Origin of the sequence: Pseudoalteromonas sp. HF66, from assembly GCF_011806445.1 — a bacterium.
GTDB lineage: Bacteria > Pseudomonadota > Gammaproteobacteria > Enterobacterales > Alteromonadaceae > Pseudoalteromonas > Pseudoalteromonas apostichopi.
In genome coordinates, this window is sequence record NZ_JAATOU010000009.1 from 58,214 (window position 1) to 79,100 (window position 20,887).

A 20,887-nucleotide genomic window follows, 5' to 3' on the forward strand; every position below is an offset into this window, starting at 1 on the left:
ATTTTATTATATGGCTCGAGTAAGTTTGAGATATTTACTTTGGCTGAGCTTAGTTATTGGTCTACAGGGATGCCAACTAACTCAGCAGAAAACAGATGAGCGGGAAAGGCCAGCGGTTTTTAACCATTATGAGCCCGACTTAGCAACCCAGCAAGCAACTAGTGACTATGTGGCTTCAACGGCTGTTGAACCACCCGCTACAGTTGCGCCACTGCCAGCTGGTGACACTCCGTTACCAACACCTCGTTCGAACGATCTTTGGCAGCATATCGCCAACAATTTAACACTCGTCTTTCAAACTAATAAGCATACTTCTGCACGTGTAAAATGGTATTTAAAACAGCCTCATTACCTCATAAAAGTAAACAAACGTGCAGCACCTTACTTGTATCATATCGTGACACGGATCGAACAACAAAAGCTACCTATGGAGCTGGCCTTGCTGCCATTTGTCGAGAGTGATTTTAGACCGACAGTAAGCTCATCAAAGAATGCTGTAGGTGTTTGGCAACTTGTTGGCGCAACAGCTTATCATTTTGGCGTACAAAGCGATCAATGGTATGACGGACGCCAAGATATTCTCGCCTCAACCGATGCCGCTTTGGCTTATTTAAGTTACTTACACAAGCGCTTTGATGGTGACTGGTTACATGCACTTGCCGCTTACAACAGTGGCGAGGGACGTGTAAAAAAAGCCATTGAAAAGAATAAAAAAATAGGTAAAAAAACTGACTATTGGTCGTTATCTTTACCAAAAGAAACTGCCGATTATATTCCTAAACTATTAGCACTAAGTTATTTACTGAAACATCCTGAGCAAGGCTTAAAACGGCCTAAATTGGTTAATAAAGCACTCACTACTGAGTTTGATGTTGGCCAGCAGTTTGATTTTTCAGTAATAGCTAACTTATCTGGCGTGGGACATAACCAGCTCCATAAATTAAATCCAGGATATTTAAAAAACCAAAGCTCCCCGAATGGTCCACATACCCTGCTATTGCCTCTTGACCAGCGTACGCTATTACAAAGCAAATTGTTTCGCAATAACTTTGCTGGTGAGTATATAGTGCAAAAAGGCGATACTCTTTACAGTCTTTCTAGACGCTTTAATATGTCTGTAAAGGATCTAAAAGCACTCAATAGCAAAACAAGCAACCTAATCAAAGTAGGTGAGCAGTTGCGTTTATCACAGCCACAAACCATGCCAGAATCATTACTGGTTGATTACAATATTAGCCCCTACCTCGAACAGCATGAAGAAACTATCGCAACCATTGCGGTTGATTACCTAGTAAAGCCAGGTGACTCAATTTGGAGTATCAGCCAATTATACGACGTGCCACACAAAGACATTGCAACTTGGAATAAACTGAGTGCCACCAGCATATTAAGACCAGGCACGATTTTGACACTTCACTTACCGCAAGCAAAACCTGCAGAGCGACAAACGCCAACCAGTGAAGCCATGCTGTCAAGAATAGAAGGCTCGTTGAAAAAGCCTTGATTGCTCAGTCTTAACGGTTAGCGTAAAATCACCGCCTATATTTTAAATTCTAAAGAGAAATAACATGCAAATCAGTAAAGACGCAGTGGTTGAATTTCACTACACACTTAGTGAAGCAGGCGAGCAAGTCGAATCAAGTAAAGATGGCGAGCCACTTTCATATATCCATGGTACTGAAGGCATGCTTCCGGGTCTTGAAAAAGCGCTTGAAGGTAAAGCAGCTGGTGATAACTTCAGCGTAACACTTGAGCCTAGCGAATCTTACGGTGAGCGCGTTGACAACCTAATCCAACGTATTCCACTTAAGCACTTACAAGGCAACACAAAAGTGTGGAAGCCAGGTATGACTGCTATTGTTCATTCTAACCAAGGCCGTCACCAAGTGACTATCGTTAAAGTGGGTCGCTTCAATGCAGATTGTGACTTAAACCACCCATTTGCAGGTAAAACCCTGACATTTGATGTTGAAGTAGTCAATGTTCGCCAAGCAACAGCCGACGAATTATCACACGGCCACGTGCACGGTGAAGGCGGTTGTGGCCACAGCCACTAAGGGTAAATGATGACAAACGTTGCAATTGTCACAGGTGGCAGTAAAGGCATAGGCAAAGCTATAGTAGAGCGTTTAGAACGTGAAGCATACACCGTTTACAACTTAGATATCACCCCGTCTGAGGGCAATTATCACCACTGTGACGTCAGTGATACTCAGCAGGTGAAATCGGTTATCACCGATATCATTGCACAGACGGGCCGTGTCGATGCCTTAATCTCTAATGCGGGTCGTCATCTAAGTGCCAACATTGAAAACACCGATGAAGCAACGTTTGATGCCCTGTTTGCGCTCAATGTGAAAGGTGCCTATGCAGCAATTCAAGCCGTATTACCTAGTATGAAAATCCAGCAAAGCGGCAGTATCGTGTTGGTTGCCTCTGATCAGGCAATTATTGGCAAACCAAACTCGTTTGCTTATAACCTAACCAAGCACGCGCTAGCTTCCATGGCAAAAACGACAGCACTCGATTATGCCGCGTTTAATATTCGTGCTAACGCAGTGTGTCCGGGTACAATAGAAACACCACTGTTTCATAATGCGATTGATGCCTACTGTAAACGCAGTGGTGCCGATAAAGCAGAGGTTGTTGCTGAAGAAGCCGCGCTGCAACCGCTAGGGCGTTTAGGTCAACCAGAAGAAATTGCTGCTTTGGTGAACTTTTTAATAAGCCCAGAAGCGAGCTTTATTACTGGTAGCTTACAAAGTATTGATGGTGGATACACCACGCAATGAGCGACAAAATAATTGACCCCCATGTGCACTTTTTTAACCTCACTGAGGGTCAATACACTTGGCTACGAGGTAGCAATCCCCCCTCTTGGCCAAATCTAGATAGAATTAAAAAGCAAATTACTAGCTCAGAACTTAAAGCCGCTTGTCCATTTCAACTAGAAGCCTTGGTGCATATTGAAGCTGGCTTTGATAATCAAGCGCCAGTGAATGAGCTTAATTGGCTTGCAACGCATTTAAATGACATTCCCTATCGAGCAATCAGCTACAGTGTGATTGACGCATCTACCAAACACTTTGAAGCGTCACTCAATGAGTTAGATCATCCATCTTTGGTTGGTATTCGCGATATAACCGAAGGTGATGAAGCCAAGCGCTTATTAACTCCTCACTGCCAAGACAACCTAGCCATGCTCGCAGGCGAAAATTTACACTTTGAAGCACAGTTTGAAATTGAAAACATGCAGACAACTGAGCAGCTTATTAAGTATTGCACAGCCCTGCCATCATTACGTGTGGTTATTAATCATTTAGGCTTTATTAGTGATGAGAAAACATGGCTTGAAGCAATCATTAAACTCAGCCACTGCGATAATATCGCGATAAAGTTCTCAGGCTTAGAATTCACGCAAATAGCCGTAAACAAACACCTTTGGCTGGTTAATAATTTAGTTAAGTACTTTGGTGAACATCGTGTGATGTTTGCAAGTAATTTCCCTGTTTGCCAAATAAATACCAGTTACGAAAACTGTTGGCATCACTATCACTCATTGTGCTCCGAGCAGAGTTTATGGCAAAAACTAAGCTATAAAAACGCCCGTGAAATCTATCAAATTGTTTAAAAAATAGCTATATTCAATAAAGTTAAAACTTATAAAGCGAACAAGCATCAAGTCTAAAATCTGTTTGCTTGTTCAGGAGTATTAATGAAAGCCTCTATTACCAGCCTTATACTAGTTAGTGTCTTATTTGGCTGTAGTTCTAAGCAAGAACCCACTCCAAAACTACAACATGCACGGCTAACAGAGCCGCAAAGTGAGCTAATAGCACTTGGCATAGCAAGGCTAATGCACAGTAAGCCTGTTAACGTAGCCGAAGATGCGTTTATCAATAGCAGCATACTTGTTATTGAAAGCTTGAATAACGCTGCTATACCAGAGAAGTCCAACCATGGGTCTTACCCAGATATGCCTGAACGTTTTGAGCTGTTAATAAAAAACCAAATGTGTTTTGTTCGTCACTTAGACAGCAAAGCAACCGAGCCACTGCCTTTGGTTAAATGCAAAGCGGTTGATTAATTTCAACCTAAAAAGTAAATATAAAAAAAGCCCTTACGGGCTTTTTATATATAATATTTAACTTAATAGTATTATCGATTGTTACTTAATCTCAACACGCTGTGAGCGCATAACAACTTCGTCATTCAGCTCAATACCGATCCCTGGCTCTTCTGATACTTGGAAGAAACCATTTTTAGGCTGTGGATCTTGAATACATAACTCACGGTTCCACTTTTTAATCGCATAGGTGTGATGTTCGTGAATTAAGAAGTTAGGAATTGCGGTTTCTAGGTGTAACGAAGCTGCGGTTGCTACTGGTCCACCACACACGTGAGCTTGAATGCGCACATCGAAAATATCTGCATAATCACACACTTTTTTAGTTTCTGTGAAACCACCACATAGACCTAAGTCTGGCTGTAGTACGTCAATACTTTGATCTTCTAGGTATGGACGCACACCCCAGCGATTATACAAACGTTCACCGCCCGCAATTGGCACGGCAACTTTGTCGGCAACTTTTGCATGTAATGAATGATTTAAGTAGTTCACTGGCTCTTCGTAATACATACAATCGAACTCTTCAGCAATCTCACCTATTTGAATTGCTGATGTCGCACCTGGTAAGCTGTGACATTCAAAAATAATATCAACTTCGTCACCGACCGCTTCACGAATAGCTTGCATACGCGCACGATATAACTTCATTTCTGCACGAGAAATAATGTTAGTACGATCATAATAAGTATTGCCGTTTTTATCGTACTGAATTGGATCAACTTTTACCGCATCATAACCTTCAGCCATCGCCTTAAGCGCTGCTTCTGCGTATTCTTCTGGGTGAACAAGCGCTTTAAATTCGCTGTCCCAGTCAAACTGTAATTGTGATGCGTAAGTACGTAGCTTATCGTTAACTTTACCGCCTAATAGCTGATAAACAGGTAAACCTAATGCTTTACCTTTTATATCCCAAAGCGCAGTATCAATGGCGCTCATTGCTGCATACACAACAGGACCACCACCTAAACCCCAAAAGCTTTCGCGTAGCATTCGTGACCACAGTTTTTCTGTTTGAAATGGGTCATGACCAATTAAAAAGGCATCAGCCATTTCTTTGATCATTGCCGCTGCTGCGCTATGACCTAAATCATAAGCAAGACCCGCTTCCCCCACACCGCTAATACCTTCATCAGTGTGAATACGCACAAAAACAGGTGTCCAAGCTGGTCTTTCTGGACAATGAATATCGAACACTTCGACGCGATTAACTTTCATGGCTACTCCTTACTGAGCAAAACTAGGATCAAGACGATAAGCTTTACGTAGCATTGCTGGCCAAGCTAACTGGCCACCGGTGCTGCCGCTATGCACGACATTCGCTTGATTATAAATATTATCGATAATAGGTTGTGGTACTGGGATTGCCGTTTGGCCACTGGCTTGAATAGCCAATTGAATTTCACAGGCGCGCTGCAAATCATAAAAGCGCATAAAGGCATCACCTACTGTTGGTCCCACGGTTAAGCCACCATGGTTAACCAATAGCATGTGATTAGTGGTGCCTAAGTCATCCTGTAAACGCTTTTTCTCGTCACTGTTTACCGCTAACCCTTCGTAGCCATGATAAGACAATGATGGTAATGAGAACATTGAGTATTGGCTTAGTGGTAACAGGCCTTTTTCTTGCGTTGCAACGGCAATGGTCTCTTTTGTATGTAAATGAATTACACAGTGAGCGTCATCACGTACTTCATGAATAGCACTGTGAATGGTAAAACCTGCCGGATTAATTTTAAACGGCGTGTCATCAAGAATATTGCCAGCTAAATCTACCTTCACAAGATTTGATGCAGTCACTTCGTCAAAACTTAAACCAAATGCATTAACTAAATAGTGATCTGTGCCTGGTAAACGCGCCGATAGGTGGGTGTAAATTAAATCACCCCATCGAAAATGATCAACTAAACGATAGCATGCAGCTAGATCAACACGTAGCTGCCATTCTTGTTCAGATACTTTATTTTTTAAATCGAGTTTTGGTAAGTCAAACATGGAAAACCTTGTATATGTGACACTGCACAAATAGATGTATAGAAGTCTAAATTACTATTAATGGATGATCAATAGTTGATACAAAAAGGCCACATCAATTGATGTGGCCTTTTTCACTCAATTAGCGCTTATTTTACTTGCGATAAGTAATCAGCAATTGCAGACATTTCTTCTTCAGATACATTTGCAACCATCGCTTTCATTGCAGCAGTCATACCGTTACTACGCGCACCTGATTTGATATCTTTCATTTGGGCTAGTAAGTACTCTTTATTTTGACCGTTTAACTTAGGGTACTGAGGCATGATAGGTGCTTTACCTTCTGCACCATGACAAGTTTGACAAAGCTTAGCTGTGTAAAGTGTTGCACCATCGGCAGCCATAGTATTAAAAGATAGGCTTGCAGCCATTGCAATGCCAGCCCCACATAAAATTTTCGTGATCTTGCTCATTTGTATCTTCTCTTTTTTGACGGGTTATTAAACATTTTCTTTAGTGTAGACCATGATTTAACAATATTGCACCGAAAATTGTAATGGCAATCGAAACAATAACTACCAAATTAAATCATCAGGCACTTCAAAATCAGCATACGGATCATCTTCATCCTTTTGCTTATCTTCAGGCTCAACATGGAACACTATATAATCTTCGCTGACTTCAGCGACTTTTCGTGCTGGTTCGTCTTCCAGTACAAAAAACTGGCCTTCTAAAACACAAATTGCTAAACGGCCACCAGCTAGGGCCTTCTGTGTTTTTTCGTTAACTTCGAGCTCTTTCACTTTATTTTGATAAGTGAAGTTAAATGTACGATCTCCACGGATCTCTTCTTGATTGTGATGCTCTAAAATCTGCTTAACGCGAGCCACTTGCTCACGTTGCTTCTGCTCTTCTAAACGCGCTTGATTAAGCTCATCAGCTTTTTTCTGTTGCTCTAGCTTAGTTTGCTCTATATGTTTTTGTAGATCGCTAGGATTACTCGTTGCGCCTTTCTTTTTCTTCTTTTGCTGCTTGCGCTTCTCTGTTTTGGCTACTTTAGCTTTGTGTGACGTAGTAAGGCCAGCCTTAAGTAATTGATCTTGTAATGAACCCATGACGAAATTCCAATTTATTAATGCGTATTAGGGTTATTTTAATCAGCTCTGCCAACAAATAACAGTACTGAGCCCACTTGATTCACAGCAATCGAGTATATTGCAGTGAGATTAACACGCGATGAAATCATGACATATTGATTTAACGCAAGATTTATAATTTTAGTCGCCTTTGAACTTGTAAAAAACCCTGTACCCGATAAGCTAGGGCTTTTCCTCTCGGGAGCTTAAAATGCAGCTGCGACATTTGTTACTTTGCTCTGTATTTATTTTCTTTGTTTTATACGCCCCACAACCCTTGCTTGGATTATTTGCCAACCATTTTTCTGTATTGCCAGCCACTGCAGGTAGCTTAATGACAGCGACCATGCTGCCATTGGCTATCGCCCCTTTAGTGTATGGCTTGTTTTTAGCAAAACGAAATCCGTTAACAATTTTAAAGATTGCTATGTTTGTGCTAGCAATAAGCTGTGTCGCTTTTACCTTAGCACCTAGTTTTGAATTGCTATTACTGGTTCGCTTTATTCAAGGGCTCACTCTCCCAGCGGCTCTCACAGCCATGACCAGTTATATTGGTGTAACTTATCAGGCCGACCAATTACAGCGTAATATGACCCTATACATTGGCAGCACCATCGTCGGCGGTTACTTTGGACGTATACTCGCGGCCTTATTTACTGACTTTTTGAGCTGGCAAAGCTTTTATTATGTGATTGCGTTAGGGTTAGTACTGTTTGCAATCACCATTCCAAAATCAAGCAAAGGTGCGAGCATTCATGCAGCCAAATCGCCCCTGTTGTATCTAAAACAATTAAAAGATCCGCAGGTATTAAAGCTATATGGAGCGATTTTTTGTATGTTCTTTTGCTTTGCAGCGCTATTGAATTATTTACCTTTCATCCTACAAGACAGTTTTGCTATCACTAATACCCGAGATATCGGGCTGGTTTACAGCGGTTACTTGCTTGGTGCACTCGCATCCATAGCTACACCTTGGCTGTTACGAAAGTCATCAACACCTTGGCGTTTATTAACTTGGGTATTTGTATTCTATAGTCTGACCATGGTGCTACTGATGAGTCAGCAGTTAATACTTTTTGTTATTGCTTTTACCGGCTTTTGTGGCGCAATGTTCGTGATCCACTCAAGTGCGGCGCCATTAGTAAATAAAATCAGCAGTGCACCTGCAAGTGTCACCAATGGGGGTTATGTATCGTTTTATTACAGCGGTGGCGCACTCGGTTCGTTATTGCCTGGACTGGTATATCAGCAACACGGCCAAGTTGCCTTTATGACCGTGCTACTTTTAGTTTGCTTAGTGGGTTTAAGCTTAGTTTATTTGGCTGGAAGAAATACGATACGAGGCTGATGCCCGGTACTTGCAAAAAACAGCTCTAAGTCATCTTTTTTCATCAACCATGTCGCGGTATTTTCAAAAGGGTGACAATGAAAAAGCTCGTTGAACCAAATTTCTTGGTCTAGCCAAAGGGTAACATTATTTTGTTTGTCGTTTAAAAGTGCCAGCATAGAAACACAGCCCGGTGGCACTTTCAGATAACGCGCTAACCGCTCATCAGATGCAAATCCTAAACGAGATAACCCTTGCTGCTGAGCAATGGCTTTTAAGTCAAGCTGCTTGTCATGGGCAGTGATCACTAAAAAATGCCGCTTGCCTTCGTTATCTCGTAAAAACAGGTTTTTTAATCGTGTGCCCGGTCTATCGAGCATAAATTTATCGGCATCTAAACTACCATGTAACGGTGGATGCTCAATCACATCATAGTTAATATCTAATTGAGCTAGCGTAGCAGCTAACTTATTTTTATCTGCATACATTTACAAACAACGTCCTCGTAATTGTACACTTAAATCACGCCATAATACTTCGTCAATAACGTGTTTATCGTCGCAGTACTTTCGTTCTTTAAGCTCTTTATTTAATAATTCGACCGCTTGATCTTCGAGCATAAGTTTTAAGTTGCTCGATTCTTCAAATACTTCTTGCTCGGCAAAGTCTTTAAACTGCCTGCGTGTCATTGGCTTATCAAGGTTAATTGGCTGTCTTCCTTGTGCTTTAACTGACACCACATAGGCAAAAATTTTATTGCCTTGGTCGTCATTTTTTTCATAAAACTGCTTATTATTAATTTCAAATGGAGGTGCTTCTCCTTGGCTTGCGCAACCGGTAAGTAAAACAACCAAAAGCCATGCTATTTTTTTCATTATTGGATAAGCCTTGTACAGTGAATGCGCTTTAGTCTACCAAAAATAAAACAATAGAGTAAAAATTCGAACATTTTAAAAAAAATACTTGACCAAATATGTAAAAATATTTAAAGTTCACCCCGCTTGAGACGCAAGACTTAAGCATCCTGTATTTTAGGAATGTGGGGCTATAGCTCAGCTGGGAGAGCGCCTGCCTTGCACGCAGGAGGTCAGCAGTTCGATCCTGCTTAGCTCCACCACTTTCCTACCTTTCTTTAGGCAACCTGCCGAATTTAATAATCAAAACTAAGTTATCTAACCAATTTTTATATTTCTAGTCGTTTATACGTTTTACTTTATTAAAGTAAACTTGTTTTAGACATAAAAAAACCGAGCAGAGCCCGGCTTTTAAAATGATCACTTGTTATCGGTTACTCACGAATTTGACCTTCGCCATTCACTAAGTATTTTTCAGTCGTAAGTGACTCAAGACCCATTGGACCGTAAGCATGTAGCTTAGTTGTCGCAATACCAATCTCAGCACCTAGACCTAGCTGTGAACCATCAGAAAAACGCGATGACGCATTAACCATCACAACAGAGGCATCAACGCTGCGTTGGAATAGCTCAGCCGCAGCTTGGTCTTTAGTACAAATCACTTCAGTGTGGTTTGAACCAAACTTAGCAATATGATCAATTGCACCAGCAAAATCTGGCACAACTTTGATTGCGATTTCTAAATCTAAATACTCTTCACCAAATTCATCATCAGCAAGCACAGTAGCATTATCAAAATATTCAGCAGCTTTAGCATCTGCGTTTACTTTTACGCCTTCTTGACGAAGTACCACTGCACATAGATTTAAAAACTCATCTGCAATATCTTGGTGTACCACTAAACCTTCTAGGGCATTGCACACACCGGTACGCTGAGTTTTACCATTTAATAATAAGTTGATAGCGACATTCAGATCAGCGTCTTTATCGACATAAAGGTGACAAACACCTTTAAAGTGCTGAATTACTGGAATGGTACTGTTTTCTGTTACAAAATTAATTAAACCCTCACCACCACGCGGGATGATTAAATCAATAGTGTCACGTTGTTGCATCAGTTCCATTAGTAGACCACGGTCTGGATCTGGGATCACTGAAATCAACGCTGCTGGTAAACCATGCTTCTCAAGTACTTTGTGCATCACACTAGCGATCGCTTGTGAACTACGTAGTGCTTCTTTACCACCACGTAAAATAACACCATTACCTGATTTAAAGCATAATGCACCAGCATCAGCCGTCACATTTGGACGTGCTTCATAAATCATGCACACAACACCAAGTGGTACGCGCATCTTGCTGATCTTGATACCATTCGGGCGCTCTGAAATTTCGCGTAATTGACCCACAGGATCATCGAGACTAACAATGACTTCAATACCTTCAGCCATCGCTTCAATACGCTCATCGTTAAGCGTTAATCGGTCAATCATAGATGCAGCAAGGTTATTATCACGTGCTGCCGCTAAATCGCTTTCGTTTTCTTTGATGATAAAGGCTTTGCTTTCACGTAATGCCTGTGCCATCTCAGCTAAAACTTGATTCTTAGTAGCAGTATCAAGTAAAGCTAACTGGGTTGCAGCTTTGGCAGCTTGACTCGAAATATCCGTAATTAAACTCATGACTTCTCCAATAATGCGATATCTTTCTCTGAAACAACTGGGCCGATTGAATCTTGCATTTTTTCGCTAAATTCACTTTGCTCGTTGTCAGCAATAAAATTCAATAAACAGCTACTGTAATTCGCTGTTGCTTTTGCTAGACGCGTACCATCATCACTACGAACTAGTATAGTATCGCCTACGCCAAATTCTCCGTGCACCGCAACGATCTCGTCGCTACGAATACAGCCGTCTTCATCTTTTAATGATTCATCAAATGAACCTTCAACTACAACCTCACCTTGCTCATTCGCTGTGTGAGTCATCCAATGCACAGCCTCTTGCATTGGTTTTTCATATGGTGTGAAGATAGTACCTGGGTTGTCACCCGCTAGTAGTCGATTAAACGTCTCTTCTTTAAAACCATTTAAGATAAAAGTTGTAATACCATGTGAAGTGGCTTTTTCAGCCGCTTCGATTTTCGTTTTCATACCACCTGTACCAACGGCACTGGTTGCACAACCGGCCATGGCATAAATTGATTCATCAATATTTTCAATTTTAGGAAGCAACACAGCATCTTCATGTAAATTCGGATTTTTGTCATAAAGACCATCAACATCCGAAAAAATCATCAATGCATCTGCATCCGCAGCTGCGGCGACCATTGCCGACAGGTTATCATTGTCGCCAACTTTTAAATCATCGGTCGTTACCGTGTCATTCTCATTAATGATAGGTAATACACCATGTTCAAGTAAGGTGAAAACTGTTTCACGAATACTGGTGTAACGCTCACGGTCACGTAAGTCACCGTGGGTTAATAAAATCTGTGCCGAAGGAAAATCAAAAAATCGATCCCACATTGCCATCATTTCTGTTTGACCGGCAGCAGCCATTGCTTTTTTCATCGTCACTGAACGTTTTTCTTGTTCTGGGAATAAATGCGAACCAGCAGCTACCGAACCTGATGATACTAAAATCACTTCGATACCTTGCGCTCGACAGCGAACGATGAACTGTGCAATGGTCAGTAAATAACGTGAGCGACACCCGTCTTGTTCGGGTGCGATTAATGCGCTACCTACTTTTAGTACTATACGTCGCCAATTTAACTTTTGCATAACTGTTCAACTTTCCATTTTACTATCTGTTCAGTGCCAATTTGCCACTGATTAAAAGACTCGCGTTTAGCACAACTAAACGCACTGACTATTATCACTTTGCCAAACGACTTATCTATGCACACGACTACGCCACGCAAATACTGCGATTAGATATAGCACAACTTTTATTCAGTCAGTAGACCAAACGGTTATAAACCATAAGTTGATAAAAAAAGATAAGTGTTGTTTATGTATCGCTGTAAAAAGCTGTGTGCGGCTTTTATTAATAACAACATACATAGAGCCTATACAATCTGGTACACCAACAGATAGGGTGTAGATTGTATGACCGAGATTTAGCTGCCACGATGGGAGCTAAACATTGACCAGATAATGAACTTTAATTCTATTCAACACGTAATAAATACACACTGAACACTAACAAGCTCATTTCTATTTAATTAGAAAACAAAGTGTATAAAACACTAAAACTGTTACAAACAATTGAATATTTAGAGGTAGAACTCTGAAAGTATAAGACAACGCTTATAAATATTTAGATATCAAATTGTTTGAACACGAAATATAATACGGGAAATCAGGGTCAAAGATCAAGTGTAAAAAGTAATCATGGCTTTTATACTTACCATAAATGGTAAAAATAGACTTTTTTTAACAGCAACTTAGGACGCAACATCTTCGACCTGATGATTTTTCATTAACAAATCAGATTTTTGTTTTCAAAATAGCCCAAAAAGTAGTAATAACGACTAAAATCGTATTTGAAGCAACAAGTTTGCTTGTATCCATGACGGTGAGTAGGCTTTAATAGATAAGTATTTTTTAAAAGTTCAGCGGCTGTTTATCGTCTTCAAACACGATTATCTAAGGTGTTGGTATTTTTTAAATAGTAGTAACTAAAGGATAATTCATTCTATGTCAGCAATTTATATAGCAGGGATCGCCTTGTGCTCTGTATTAGCACAGTGGGTAGCATGGGCGTTTCGTGTACCGGCTATTTTATTTTTACTACTAACAGGTTTAATACTTGGACCATTTAGTGGTGTGCTTGAACCTGACGCACTGTTAGGGGATTTATTATTTCCTGTGGTTTCTTTAAGCGTAGCGGTGATCTTATTCGAGGGTTCACTTACCCTGCACTTTAGAGAGCTCAAAGGTATCGGCAAGGTTGTTCGCAACCTCTGCTCCATCGGGATGATCACAACATGCTTGGTGGTAAGCCTAAGTGCTTATTGGATTTTAGAGCTGAATTGGCGGGTTGCCGCTGTACTTGGTGCAGTTCTTGTCGTTACTGGTCCTACGGTTATCGCACCGCTGTTAAACTCTATGAGACCTACTCAAGATATCGATCGTATTTTACGCTGGGAAGGCATAGTAATAGACCCAATTGGCGCATTATTCGCTGTACTCGTATTCGAAGCTGTAATGCTTGTAGGTCAAGGCGAAGTACTAAGCCATACCATTATCGCCCTATTTAAAACTTTAGGGGTGGGTTTAACAATTGGTGTGGTTGCAGGTTGGCTTACTACATTACTGATACGCCGCGAATGGCTCCCTTTCGAATTACATAAATTTGGTATTTTAGCTTTAGTCTTAATTAGTTTTACTGTGTCTAACCACTTAAGTCATGAATCTGGTCTATTGGCTGTAACCGTATTTGGTATTTGGCTTGCTAATCAAGATGAGCTCGAAATTGACTCAGTACTTGAGTTTAAAGAAGACCTTTCGATGATCTTAATTTCATCGCTATTCATCTTACTTGCAGCCCGCCTACAGTTATCTGATTTAATGATGCTACATAGCGATGTATTTATTTTCTTAGCTATCGTGCTCTTCGTGGCACGTCCAGCATGTATTGCAATATCAACCTTTAAAACCGATTTACCGCTAAAGTCTCGCTTAGTGCTATCGTGGATTGCGCCACGAGGCATTGTTGCAGCAGCGGTAGGCTCTGTATTCGCTTTGAGTATGGTAGAAGCAGGCATTGCCGACGCCGAAAAAATAGTGCCACTCATATTCACTGTGATCATAGTAACAGTGGTACTACAAAGCCTGACAGCAACGCCATTAGCTAAACTATTAAAAGTACGCCAGCCTGCTCCAAATACCATATTAATTATTGGTGCAAACCATGTAGCACGTGCTATTGCTTGTGGCTTAAAAGATCAAAACATTCCGGTGCACTTGTCTGATCCTGCATGGGAAAACTGTAAAATGGCGCGCATGGACGGCTTACCTTGTTACTATGGTAACCCGCAATCAGAACATGCAGAGCGTTATTTACCATTAACGACGATTCGTAGCGTATTAGCGCTATCGCCTAACCGTCATCACAACGCATTGGGCGTGCAATATTTCTCGCATTTACTCGACGAAAAAGACGTGTTTTCACTGCGCTCTTCAACTAACCATGCTAAAGCAAACAAAGACAGTGCGACGTTCTTATCACGTCAGATTTTGTTTGGAGACAATGGTGCGTACGCTCGCTTAAGTAGCTTAATAGCCAAAGGCGGCAAAGTCAGTGCAACTCGCATTTCTGAGGAATTTAGTTGGGAGCAATACAAAGAGATCAATAGCGAAGCAATACCACTGTTCATTTTAAGTGGTGAAAAAAATGATGATGACGATTCACCAATTAAAATTCGCCCATTTACGACAAGTATGGAAAAGACACCACAAGTAGGTGAGCGTATCGTTGCGCTACAACCACCTAAGTTGTCGGTGTTAAAAGACCCAAACAACGGCAAACCAAAAGAAAGTAAAGAAGAGAAATAATACCAATTCGCTTAATTAAATAGTCTATTTTGAGGCAAGAAAATCTTGTTGATAACAAGGCAAAAATTTCGTTATTTAGTTGTTCTAAATGAGAAATTTTTAACGCAGGTAGCGACAGGTTTAATCCCTCAAAATGATTAAGTATTATTGCGGATTGGTATAACAAGAGGCCAGCATCAGTTGGCCTTTTTATTTGTATGTTTCTACATAGGTAAACGCGCGCGCTCAACGACGCTATCTGGCATCTTTTCGGCAAGCTTCGCTAGTAAGTTTTCGATTTTTTTGTGAGTAGCTTTATCAGCAACCATTGAATGAAATAACCAACGGTAGGCATCTTCATAATCACGTGGACTGCCATAACCTTGGTTAAACAGATTTACTAAACGCATTTGCGCTTTTAAGTTGCCTTGCGCAGACGCTTCACGCAGATAGGTTACCGCCATGGCTTTATCTTGCTGTACGAGCCGTCCTGTATCATAGTAGCGGCCAAGTTGCTCTAATGCAGCGCTTAGCCCTTGTTGAGCGGCCTGACGCATATAATAAACCCCTAATTCTACATTGCGGTCTACACACACCGCATAAGCTAACATATCACCATACAAGAACTGATACGATGGTAGTGCCATTTTATTGGCTCGTGCTTCGATATCTTGTACTAACTGGCAATCATCTGCCTTTACACGTGCTAGGTGTGCATTTTTATTGATCAAGCCAATTAACTCGCTCTCTGAGTACAGAGGTACTGCTGCAATGGGCTCTTCAGCCATGCTCAGGCTGGAAAAGAGTAATGTTAAAGGCAATAAAACACGCATCAAAATCACTTAAAAAAAGTCGGTCTTAGCAAATAATATACAATTATCATTCCAGAGTGAATTTTAGGCACAAAAAAAGCTGCCGAAGCAGCTTTTTTAGTCACTATGGCAATTATGCAAACGGGTTGCGTAATACCATCGTCTCTACACGGTCAGGACCTGTAGAGATAATATCAACTGGAACACCAGTGATTTCTTCAATACGTTTGATGTAATCAAGTGCCGCTTGTGGTAATTGATCAACTGACGTTACACCTACTGTGTTTTCAGACCAGCCAGGCATTTCTTCGTATACTGGCGTTACTTTTTCGTAACCTTCAGCAGCTAATGGTGTAACGTTCGTTACAGTGCCATCTTCTAACTGGTAACCAGTACAGATTTTTAATGTTTCTAAACCGTCTAATACATCTAGTTTAGTTAAACAGAAGCCTGAGATGCTGTTGATTTGAACTGCACGGCGCATTGCTACTGCATCTAACCAACCTGTACGGCGTAAACGACCTGTCGTTGCACCGAACTCATGGCCTTTATCACCTAAGTGCTTACCAACTGGATCTTGTTTATCAAGACCGTCATAAAGCTCTGTAGGGAAAGGACCTGAACCTACACGTGTCGTGTATGCTTTGATAATACCTAATACGTAATCAAGGTGTAGTGGACCAAAACCAGCACCAGTTGCTACACCACCAGCAGTCGTATTTGATGATGTTACGTACGGGTATGTACCATGGTCGATATCAAGTAATGTACCTTGTGCACCTTCAAATAAGATGTTATCACCAGCTAAACGAGTTTGATCAAGAAGCTCAGTAACATCAACAACCATTGCTTTTAAGATATCTGCGATAGCCATTGCATCGTCAAATGTCTTTTGGAAATCAACTGGTTCAGCTTTGTAGTAATGCTCTAATGTGAAGTTATGGTATTCCAATACTTCTTTAAGCTTGCTAGCAAACTGTTCAGGGTTGAATAAGTCACCTACACGTAAACCACGACGTGCTACTTTATCTTCATAAGCTGGACCGATACCACGACCTGTAGTACCAATTGGCTTATCGCCACGTGCTTTTTCACGGGCTAAATCTAATGCAATGTGGAAAGGTAAAATTAATGGACATGCTTCGCTGATTAATAAGCGCTCACGTACTGGTACGCCACGCTCTTCTAGCATGCCGATTTCTTTCATTAATGCTTCTGGTGATAAAACAACACCATTACCGATCACACACTTAACATTGTCACGTAATACACCCGATGGAATAAGGTGTAAAACCGTCTTTTCACCGTTGATTACCAGAGTATGGCCTGCGTTATGACCACCTTGATAACGAACTACTAAAGATGCTTTGTCTGTAAGGAGGTCAACTACCTTACCCTTACCTTCGTCACCCCATTGGGTGCCTAGTACAACAACGTTTTTACCCATTGCAAATTCACTTAGAAAAAATTAGGACGAGATTTTATCAGAAAACGAGGTGAAAGATCACCCCGTTTAGCTTATTTTTTCTGCGCCTGAATTTTTACCTTCTTTAATAATTCAACAACTACAGGCAGAACAGAGGTTTATAAAAAAGTTGAGGATGAAAATTAATCATTCACAGAAACAAAAAAGCCCTACAAAATGCAGGGCTTTTCATCACACAAATTTTAGTTACTGTGCTTTTGTACCTTTCATATAATTAAAGAAGTCGCTATCTGGTGAAAGCACCATCACGTCTTGTTTATCTTTGAAAGTCTTCTTATACGCTTCTAAGCTACGCACAAAACCAAAGAATTCTGCATCTTTGCTATAGGCATTCGCGTAAATAGCAGCGGCATCTGCATCACCTTGACCACGAACAGTACGCGCATTACGCTCAGCATCTGCAAGCATAACTGTGACTCGACGGTCCACTTCGGCACGAATCGTTTCAGCTTTTTCTTGACCTTCAGAACGGTGCTCTTTAGCTACCGCAGTACGCTCAGCTCGCATACGTTGGAAGATTGAGCTACTCACTTCTTGCGGTAAGTTAATTTGCTTTACACGCACATCAAGTACTTCAATGCCTAGCTCTTGTGCACTTTCAGAAGCTTGTACTAATGCTTCTTCCATCAGTTCACTACGCTCACCTGAGACAATTTCTCTGATAGTACGAGAACCAAAGTTAGTACGCAGGCCATTATTCACTTTTTGCTTTAGTAGTGTTTCTGCATATTGCTTATCACCACGAGCACGAAGATAAAAAGCACTAAAGTCATTAATTCGCCATTTTACATATGAATCAACGATTAAATCTTTTTTCTCACTTGTTACAAAGCGATCTGGTGCACCATCTAGCGTTTGAATACGTGCATCTAAACGACGTACTTGGCTAAAGAAAGGCACTTTTAAGTGTAATCCTGGACCATATACCACCGCGTTGTCATTACTATCTTTTTCAACTTTGCTGAATAACAGAACGATTGCCTTCTCGCCTTCTTGTACAACAAAAATCGAAGAAAAAGACAGCACAACTGCAAGGGCAAGTATTACTAAACTAAAATTTTTCATCTTGCTTATCTCCCCTCATTGAAACGGTCAGTTGCGAAACGGTCATTACTTGAATTTACCGTACTGTTACGTGAAGTGTTTATTTTGTTGCGAAGATCTTTAATATCACTTGAGCTTGGTAATGCAACACGTGTCGCTGTACCTTGTTTTTCCATGATTTTATCAAGTGGTAAATACAGCATATTGTTACCACCTTTCACATCAACTAACACTTTAGAGCTGTTACTTAGCACTTCTTCCATTGCATCAATATATAAGCGATTACGTGTAACTTCTTTTGCCGCTTGATACTCTGGTAATAGCTTTTCAAATCGAGCCACTTCACCTTGTGCTTCAAGTGTAATACGTTCACGGTATGCTTCGGCTTCTTGTGTCATACGTGTTACTTGACCACGAGCACGAGGTTCAATTTCACGAGCGTACGCTTCGGCTTCACGGATGAAACGCTCTTCATCTTCTTGTGCAGCGATAGCGTCATCAAAGGCATCTTTTACTTCACCCGGCGGACGTGAATCTTTAAAGTTCACATCGCTCACAATAATACCTAGATTGTAAGGCTCGATGATTTTGTTAAGCTCATCCCACGTTTGTTGACGCACTAACTCACGACCAGTCGTTAACACTTGGTCCATTTTTACATGGCCAATAACATAACGTAGTGCACTATCAAGCGCTTGTTGTAAGCTGTGGTCAGCATCAGTAACACTGAACTTGTAAAGGTGTGGATCGATAACACGGTACTGTACTTCAAACTCAACATTAACCACGTTTTCGTCTTCGGTTAGCATGAAGCCTTTTGCAGATAGAGAGCGAACCGCTTCTATATCAACCGGAATCACACGTTCAATGAAAGTCATTTTCCAACGTAAGCCAGGCTCTGCAATACGGTCATATTGTCCAAACTGTAAAACAATACCGCGCTCAGCTTCTTTTACCGTGTAAATACCACTTAATGCCCATACGATGATGGCAATAATGAGGATGAAAGAAATGCCTGCGCCGCCAAGTCCGCCGCCGCTTTTACCTGGTTTATTACCACCAAATAAACCGCCAAACTTGTTGCCGAACTTACGCATTACCTCGTCTAAATCAGGTGGGCCTTGATCTTTTCCGCCTTTATTATTCCACGGATCTTTATCATTGCCATTATTACCCGGTTCATTCCAGGCCATAGCTATACTCCATTGTTATCTAAATGAATTAGGTTAAATCTATCAAATCTACAGCGTTTCTCATACTAAAAAAGACAAATGCCGGTGATTTTTAATTAGTCACTACGAAAGAGTCGAGCTCTTGTCCCATCTCTTTTTTCAAGCGATTCCAGTCTGCCATTGGTAAGCGTACCGATAGTAACCAGTTTCCTTGTTCATCGAAACTCTCTTGATGAACTGCGTTTAAGTTAAATAATGCTGCACGAATACGACCATATTGTGGTGCTAATTTTAGTTCATCAGCAAACATCTTCTTGGCAAGTAACTCATTAATTGCCTCAGACAGTAGCTCACAGCCTACGCCTGTTCGCGCAGATAACCAAACTCGTACTGGTTGACCTTCATCGTTTCTATCTATACGTGGCGCAACGTCATCTAGTGCATCTATTTTGTTATAAACCAATAACTGAGGCACTTCATCTGCTTCAATTTCTTTTAAAACAGACTGTACTTGCTCAATATTTTCTTTTCGACGAGGGTCTGCCACATCAATAACATGTAGCTGCAAATCAGCTTCACGGGTTTCTGTTAAGGTTGCTTTAAACGCTGCAACAAGGTCATGCGGTAAGTGACGTATAAAACCTACCGTATCAGCTAAAATAACCGGACCTATATCACCAATATCCAACTTACGTAAGGTTGGATCTAGGGTTGCGAATAACTGGTCGGCTGCATACACATCAGAATCTGTAATGCGGTTAAATAACGTTGATTTACCAGCATTGGTATAACCAACTAGTGAAACCGTTGGAATTTCATTTCGCGTTCGTGCACGCCTACCCTGCTCACGTTGAACAGCGACTTTATCTAAACGGGCACGAATATTTTTAATTCTTGCGCGCAATAATCGTCTATCGGTTTCGAGCTGGGTTTCACCCGGACCACGTAAACCTATCCCCCCTTTTTGTCTTTCAAGGTGGGTCCAACCACGGATCAATCGAGTAGAAATATGGCGTAACTGAGCTAACTCAACCTGAAGTTTACCTTCGTGAGTACGCGCTCGCTGCGCAAAAATATCTAGGATCAAACTCGTACGATCAAGAACACGACACTGGCAAACGCGTTCTAAGTTGCGCTCCTGTGACGGGCTAAGTTGATGGTTGAAAATGATGACATCTGCATTGTGGATTTTGACAGTTTCAGCGATTTCTTCTGCTTTTCCGGTCCCGACGAAAAGTTTCGGATGTGGTGCTTGACGACTGCCTTGCACAATCGCCAAACTACTAACACCAGCAGAAGATACCAACAACTCTAATTCGTGGAGATCTTCACGATCCCCCTCTTTAGGTAAGTCGATATGAACTAAAACTGCCTGTTCGCCGGCTTCATAACGGTCAAACAAGCATTACGCTCC

General features: G+C 41.1%; 20 protein-coding genes and 1 tRNA gene. 8 read left to right on the plus strand and 13 right to left on the minus strand.

Annotated features, from left to right (window positions below; all coding sequences use genetic code 11):
- Positions 1 to 10: 10 nt before the first annotated feature.
- The 5 genes from HCZ11_RS10745 (at position 11) to HCZ11_RS10765 (ending at position 4,087) form a co-directional block, all read left to right on the plus strand.
- Complete coding sequence (locus HCZ11_RS10745) at positions 11 to 1,504, plus strand: LysM peptidoglycan-binding domain-containing protein (RefSeq protein WP_130050400.1); 1,494 nt, start codon at positions 11 to 13, stop codon at positions 1,502 to 1,504.
- 64 nt (positions 1,505 to 1,568) lie between these two features.
- Complete coding sequence (locus tag HCZ11_RS10750) at positions 1,569 to 2,057, plus strand: peptidylprolyl isomerase (RefSeq protein ID WP_130050399.1); 489 nt, start codon at positions 1,569 to 1,571, stop codon at positions 2,055 to 2,057.
- A 9-nt stretch (positions 2,058 to 2,066) separates the two neighbouring features.
- Positions 2,067 to 2,792 carry an SDR family NAD(P)-dependent oxidoreductase gene (locus tag HCZ11_RS10755; RefSeq protein WP_130052235.1) on the plus strand — a complete coding sequence of 242 codons (726 nt, stop codon included), beginning with the start codon at positions 2,067 to 2,069 and terminating at the stop codon, positions 2,790 to 2,792.
- Complete coding sequence (locus HCZ11_RS10760; protein ID WP_167658404.1) at positions 2,789 to 3,631, plus strand: amidohydrolase; 843 nt, start codon at positions 2,789 to 2,791, stop codon at positions 3,629 to 3,631. The genes HCZ11_RS10755 and HCZ11_RS10760 overlap by 4 nt, the downstream gene beginning before the upstream one ends.
- A gap of 84 nt (positions 3,632 to 3,715) precedes the next feature.
- Positions 3,716 to 4,087: a hypothetical protein gene (locus HCZ11_RS10765; RefSeq protein ID WP_175580436.1), complete on the plus strand. Its 372-nt coding sequence runs from the start codon at positions 3,716 to 3,718 to the stop codon at positions 4,085 to 4,087.
- Between the two features lie 81 nt (positions 4,088 to 4,168).
- Here HCZ11_RS10765 and HCZ11_RS10770 read toward each other — a convergent pair whose 3' ends face one another.
- The 4 genes from HCZ11_RS10770 to HCZ11_RS10785 form a co-directional block, all read right to left on the minus strand.
- Positions 4,169 to 5,344, minus strand: a complete 1,176-nt coding sequence (locus HCZ11_RS10770) for a mandelate racemase/muconate lactonizing enzyme family protein (RefSeq protein ID WP_167658405.1) — start codon at positions 5,342 to 5,344, stop codon at positions 4,169 to 4,171.
- Between the two features lie 9 nt (positions 5,345 to 5,353).
- Positions 5,354 to 6,121 carry a class II aldolase/adducin family protein gene (locus HCZ11_RS10775; protein WP_130050395.1) on the minus strand — a complete coding sequence of 256 codons (768 nt, stop codon included), beginning with the start codon at positions 6,119 to 6,121 and terminating at the stop codon, positions 5,354 to 5,356.
- A gap of 128 nt (positions 6,122 to 6,249) precedes the next feature.
- Positions 6,250 to 6,573: a c-type cytochrome gene (locus tag HCZ11_RS10780; RefSeq protein WP_130050394.1), complete on the minus strand. Its 324-nt coding sequence runs from the start codon at positions 6,571 to 6,573 to the stop codon at positions 6,250 to 6,252.
- Between the two features lie 102 nt (positions 6,574 to 6,675).
- On the minus strand, positions 6,676 to 7,215 hold the full coding sequence (locus HCZ11_RS10785; RefSeq protein WP_130050393.1) for a DUF2058 domain-containing protein: 540 nt from the start codon (positions 7,213 to 7,215) through the stop codon (positions 6,676 to 6,678).
- Positions 7,216 to 7,447: 232 nt separating this feature from the next.
- On the opposite strand from HCZ11_RS10785, the gene HCZ11_RS10790 reads away from it, so the two are divergent.
- Positions 7,448 to 8,584 carry an MFS transporter gene (locus HCZ11_RS10790; protein WP_167658406.1) on the plus strand — a complete coding sequence of 379 codons (1,137 nt, stop codon included), beginning with the start codon at positions 7,448 to 7,450 and terminating at the stop codon, positions 8,582 to 8,584.
- On the opposite strand, the gene HCZ11_RS10795 is transcribed toward HCZ11_RS10790, so the two are convergent.
- Positions 8,551 to 9,051, minus strand: a complete 501-nt coding sequence (locus HCZ11_RS10795; RefSeq protein ID WP_130050391.1) for a prolyl-tRNA synthetase associated domain-containing protein — start codon at positions 9,049 to 9,051, stop codon at positions 8,551 to 8,553. The genes HCZ11_RS10790 and HCZ11_RS10795 overlap by 34 nt on opposite strands.
- Entirely contained in the window at positions 9,052 to 9,438 is a 387-nt protein-coding gene (locus HCZ11_RS10800) for a hypothetical protein (protein WP_130050390.1), read from the minus strand.
- Between the two features lie 166 nt (positions 9,439 to 9,604).
- Between HCZ11_RS10800 and HCZ11_RS10805 the strand changes: the two genes are divergently transcribed.
- A tRNA-Ala gene (locus HCZ11_RS10805) sits at positions 9,605 to 9,680 on the plus strand.
- Positions 9,681 to 9,851: 171 nt separating this feature from the next.
- On the opposite strand, the gene HCZ11_RS10810 is transcribed toward HCZ11_RS10805, so the two are convergent.
- Together HCZ11_RS10810 and proB are read right to left on the minus strand one after the other, a co-directional pair.
- Entirely contained in the window at positions 9,852 to 11,099 is a 1,248-nt protein-coding gene (locus tag HCZ11_RS10810; protein WP_130050389.1) for a glutamate-5-semialdehyde dehydrogenase, read from the minus strand.
- Positions 11,096 to 12,202 (minus strand): glutamate 5-kinase, encoded by a 1,107-nt coding sequence (proB, locus tag HCZ11_RS10815; protein ID WP_167658407.1) that lies wholly within the window; start codon positions 12,200 to 12,202, stop codon positions 11,096 to 11,098. Before proB ends, HCZ11_RS10810 begins: the two co-directional genes overlap by 4 nt.
- A gap of 918 nt (positions 12,203 to 13,120) precedes the next feature.
- Between proB and HCZ11_RS10820 the strand changes: the two genes are divergently transcribed.
- Entirely contained in the window at positions 13,121 to 14,980 is a 1,860-nt protein-coding gene (locus HCZ11_RS10820) for a sodium:proton antiporter (RefSeq protein WP_167658408.1), read from the plus strand.
- A 203-nt stretch (positions 14,981 to 15,183) separates the two neighbouring features.
- On the opposite strand, the gene HCZ11_RS10825 is transcribed toward HCZ11_RS10820, so the two are convergent.
- The 5 genes from HCZ11_RS10825 to hflX form a co-directional block, all read right to left on the minus strand.
- Positions 15,184 to 15,792: a tetratricopeptide repeat protein gene (locus tag HCZ11_RS10825; protein WP_130050386.1), complete on the minus strand. Its 609-nt coding sequence runs from the start codon at positions 15,790 to 15,792 to the stop codon at positions 15,184 to 15,186.
- 112 nt (positions 15,793 to 15,904) lie between these two features.
- The gene (locus tag HCZ11_RS10830; protein WP_130050385.1) at positions 15,905 to 17,218 is read right to left on the minus strand and encodes an adenylosuccinate synthase; all 1,314 of its coding nucleotides are present in this window, start codon (positions 17,216 to 17,218) and stop codon (positions 15,905 to 15,907) included.
- Between the two features lie 225 nt (positions 17,219 to 17,443).
- Positions 17,444 to 18,322: a protease modulator HflC gene (gene hflC / locus HCZ11_RS10835; protein WP_130050384.1), complete on the minus strand. Its 879-nt coding sequence runs from the start codon at positions 18,320 to 18,322 to the stop codon at positions 17,444 to 17,446.
- 5 nt (positions 18,323 to 18,327) lie between these two features.
- Positions 18,328 to 19,494, minus strand: coding sequence for an FtsH protease activity modulator HflK (gene hflK / locus HCZ11_RS10840; RefSeq protein WP_130050383.1), 1,167 nt, complete (start codon positions 19,492 to 19,494; stop codon positions 18,328 to 18,330).
- A 91-nt stretch (positions 19,495 to 19,585) separates the two neighbouring features.
- Positions 19,586 to 20,875, minus strand: a complete 1,290-nt coding sequence (gene hflX / locus HCZ11_RS10845; RefSeq protein WP_130050382.1) for a ribosome rescue GTPase HflX — start codon at positions 20,873 to 20,875, stop codon at positions 19,586 to 19,588.
- Positions 20,876 to 20,887 lie beyond the last annotated feature (12 nt).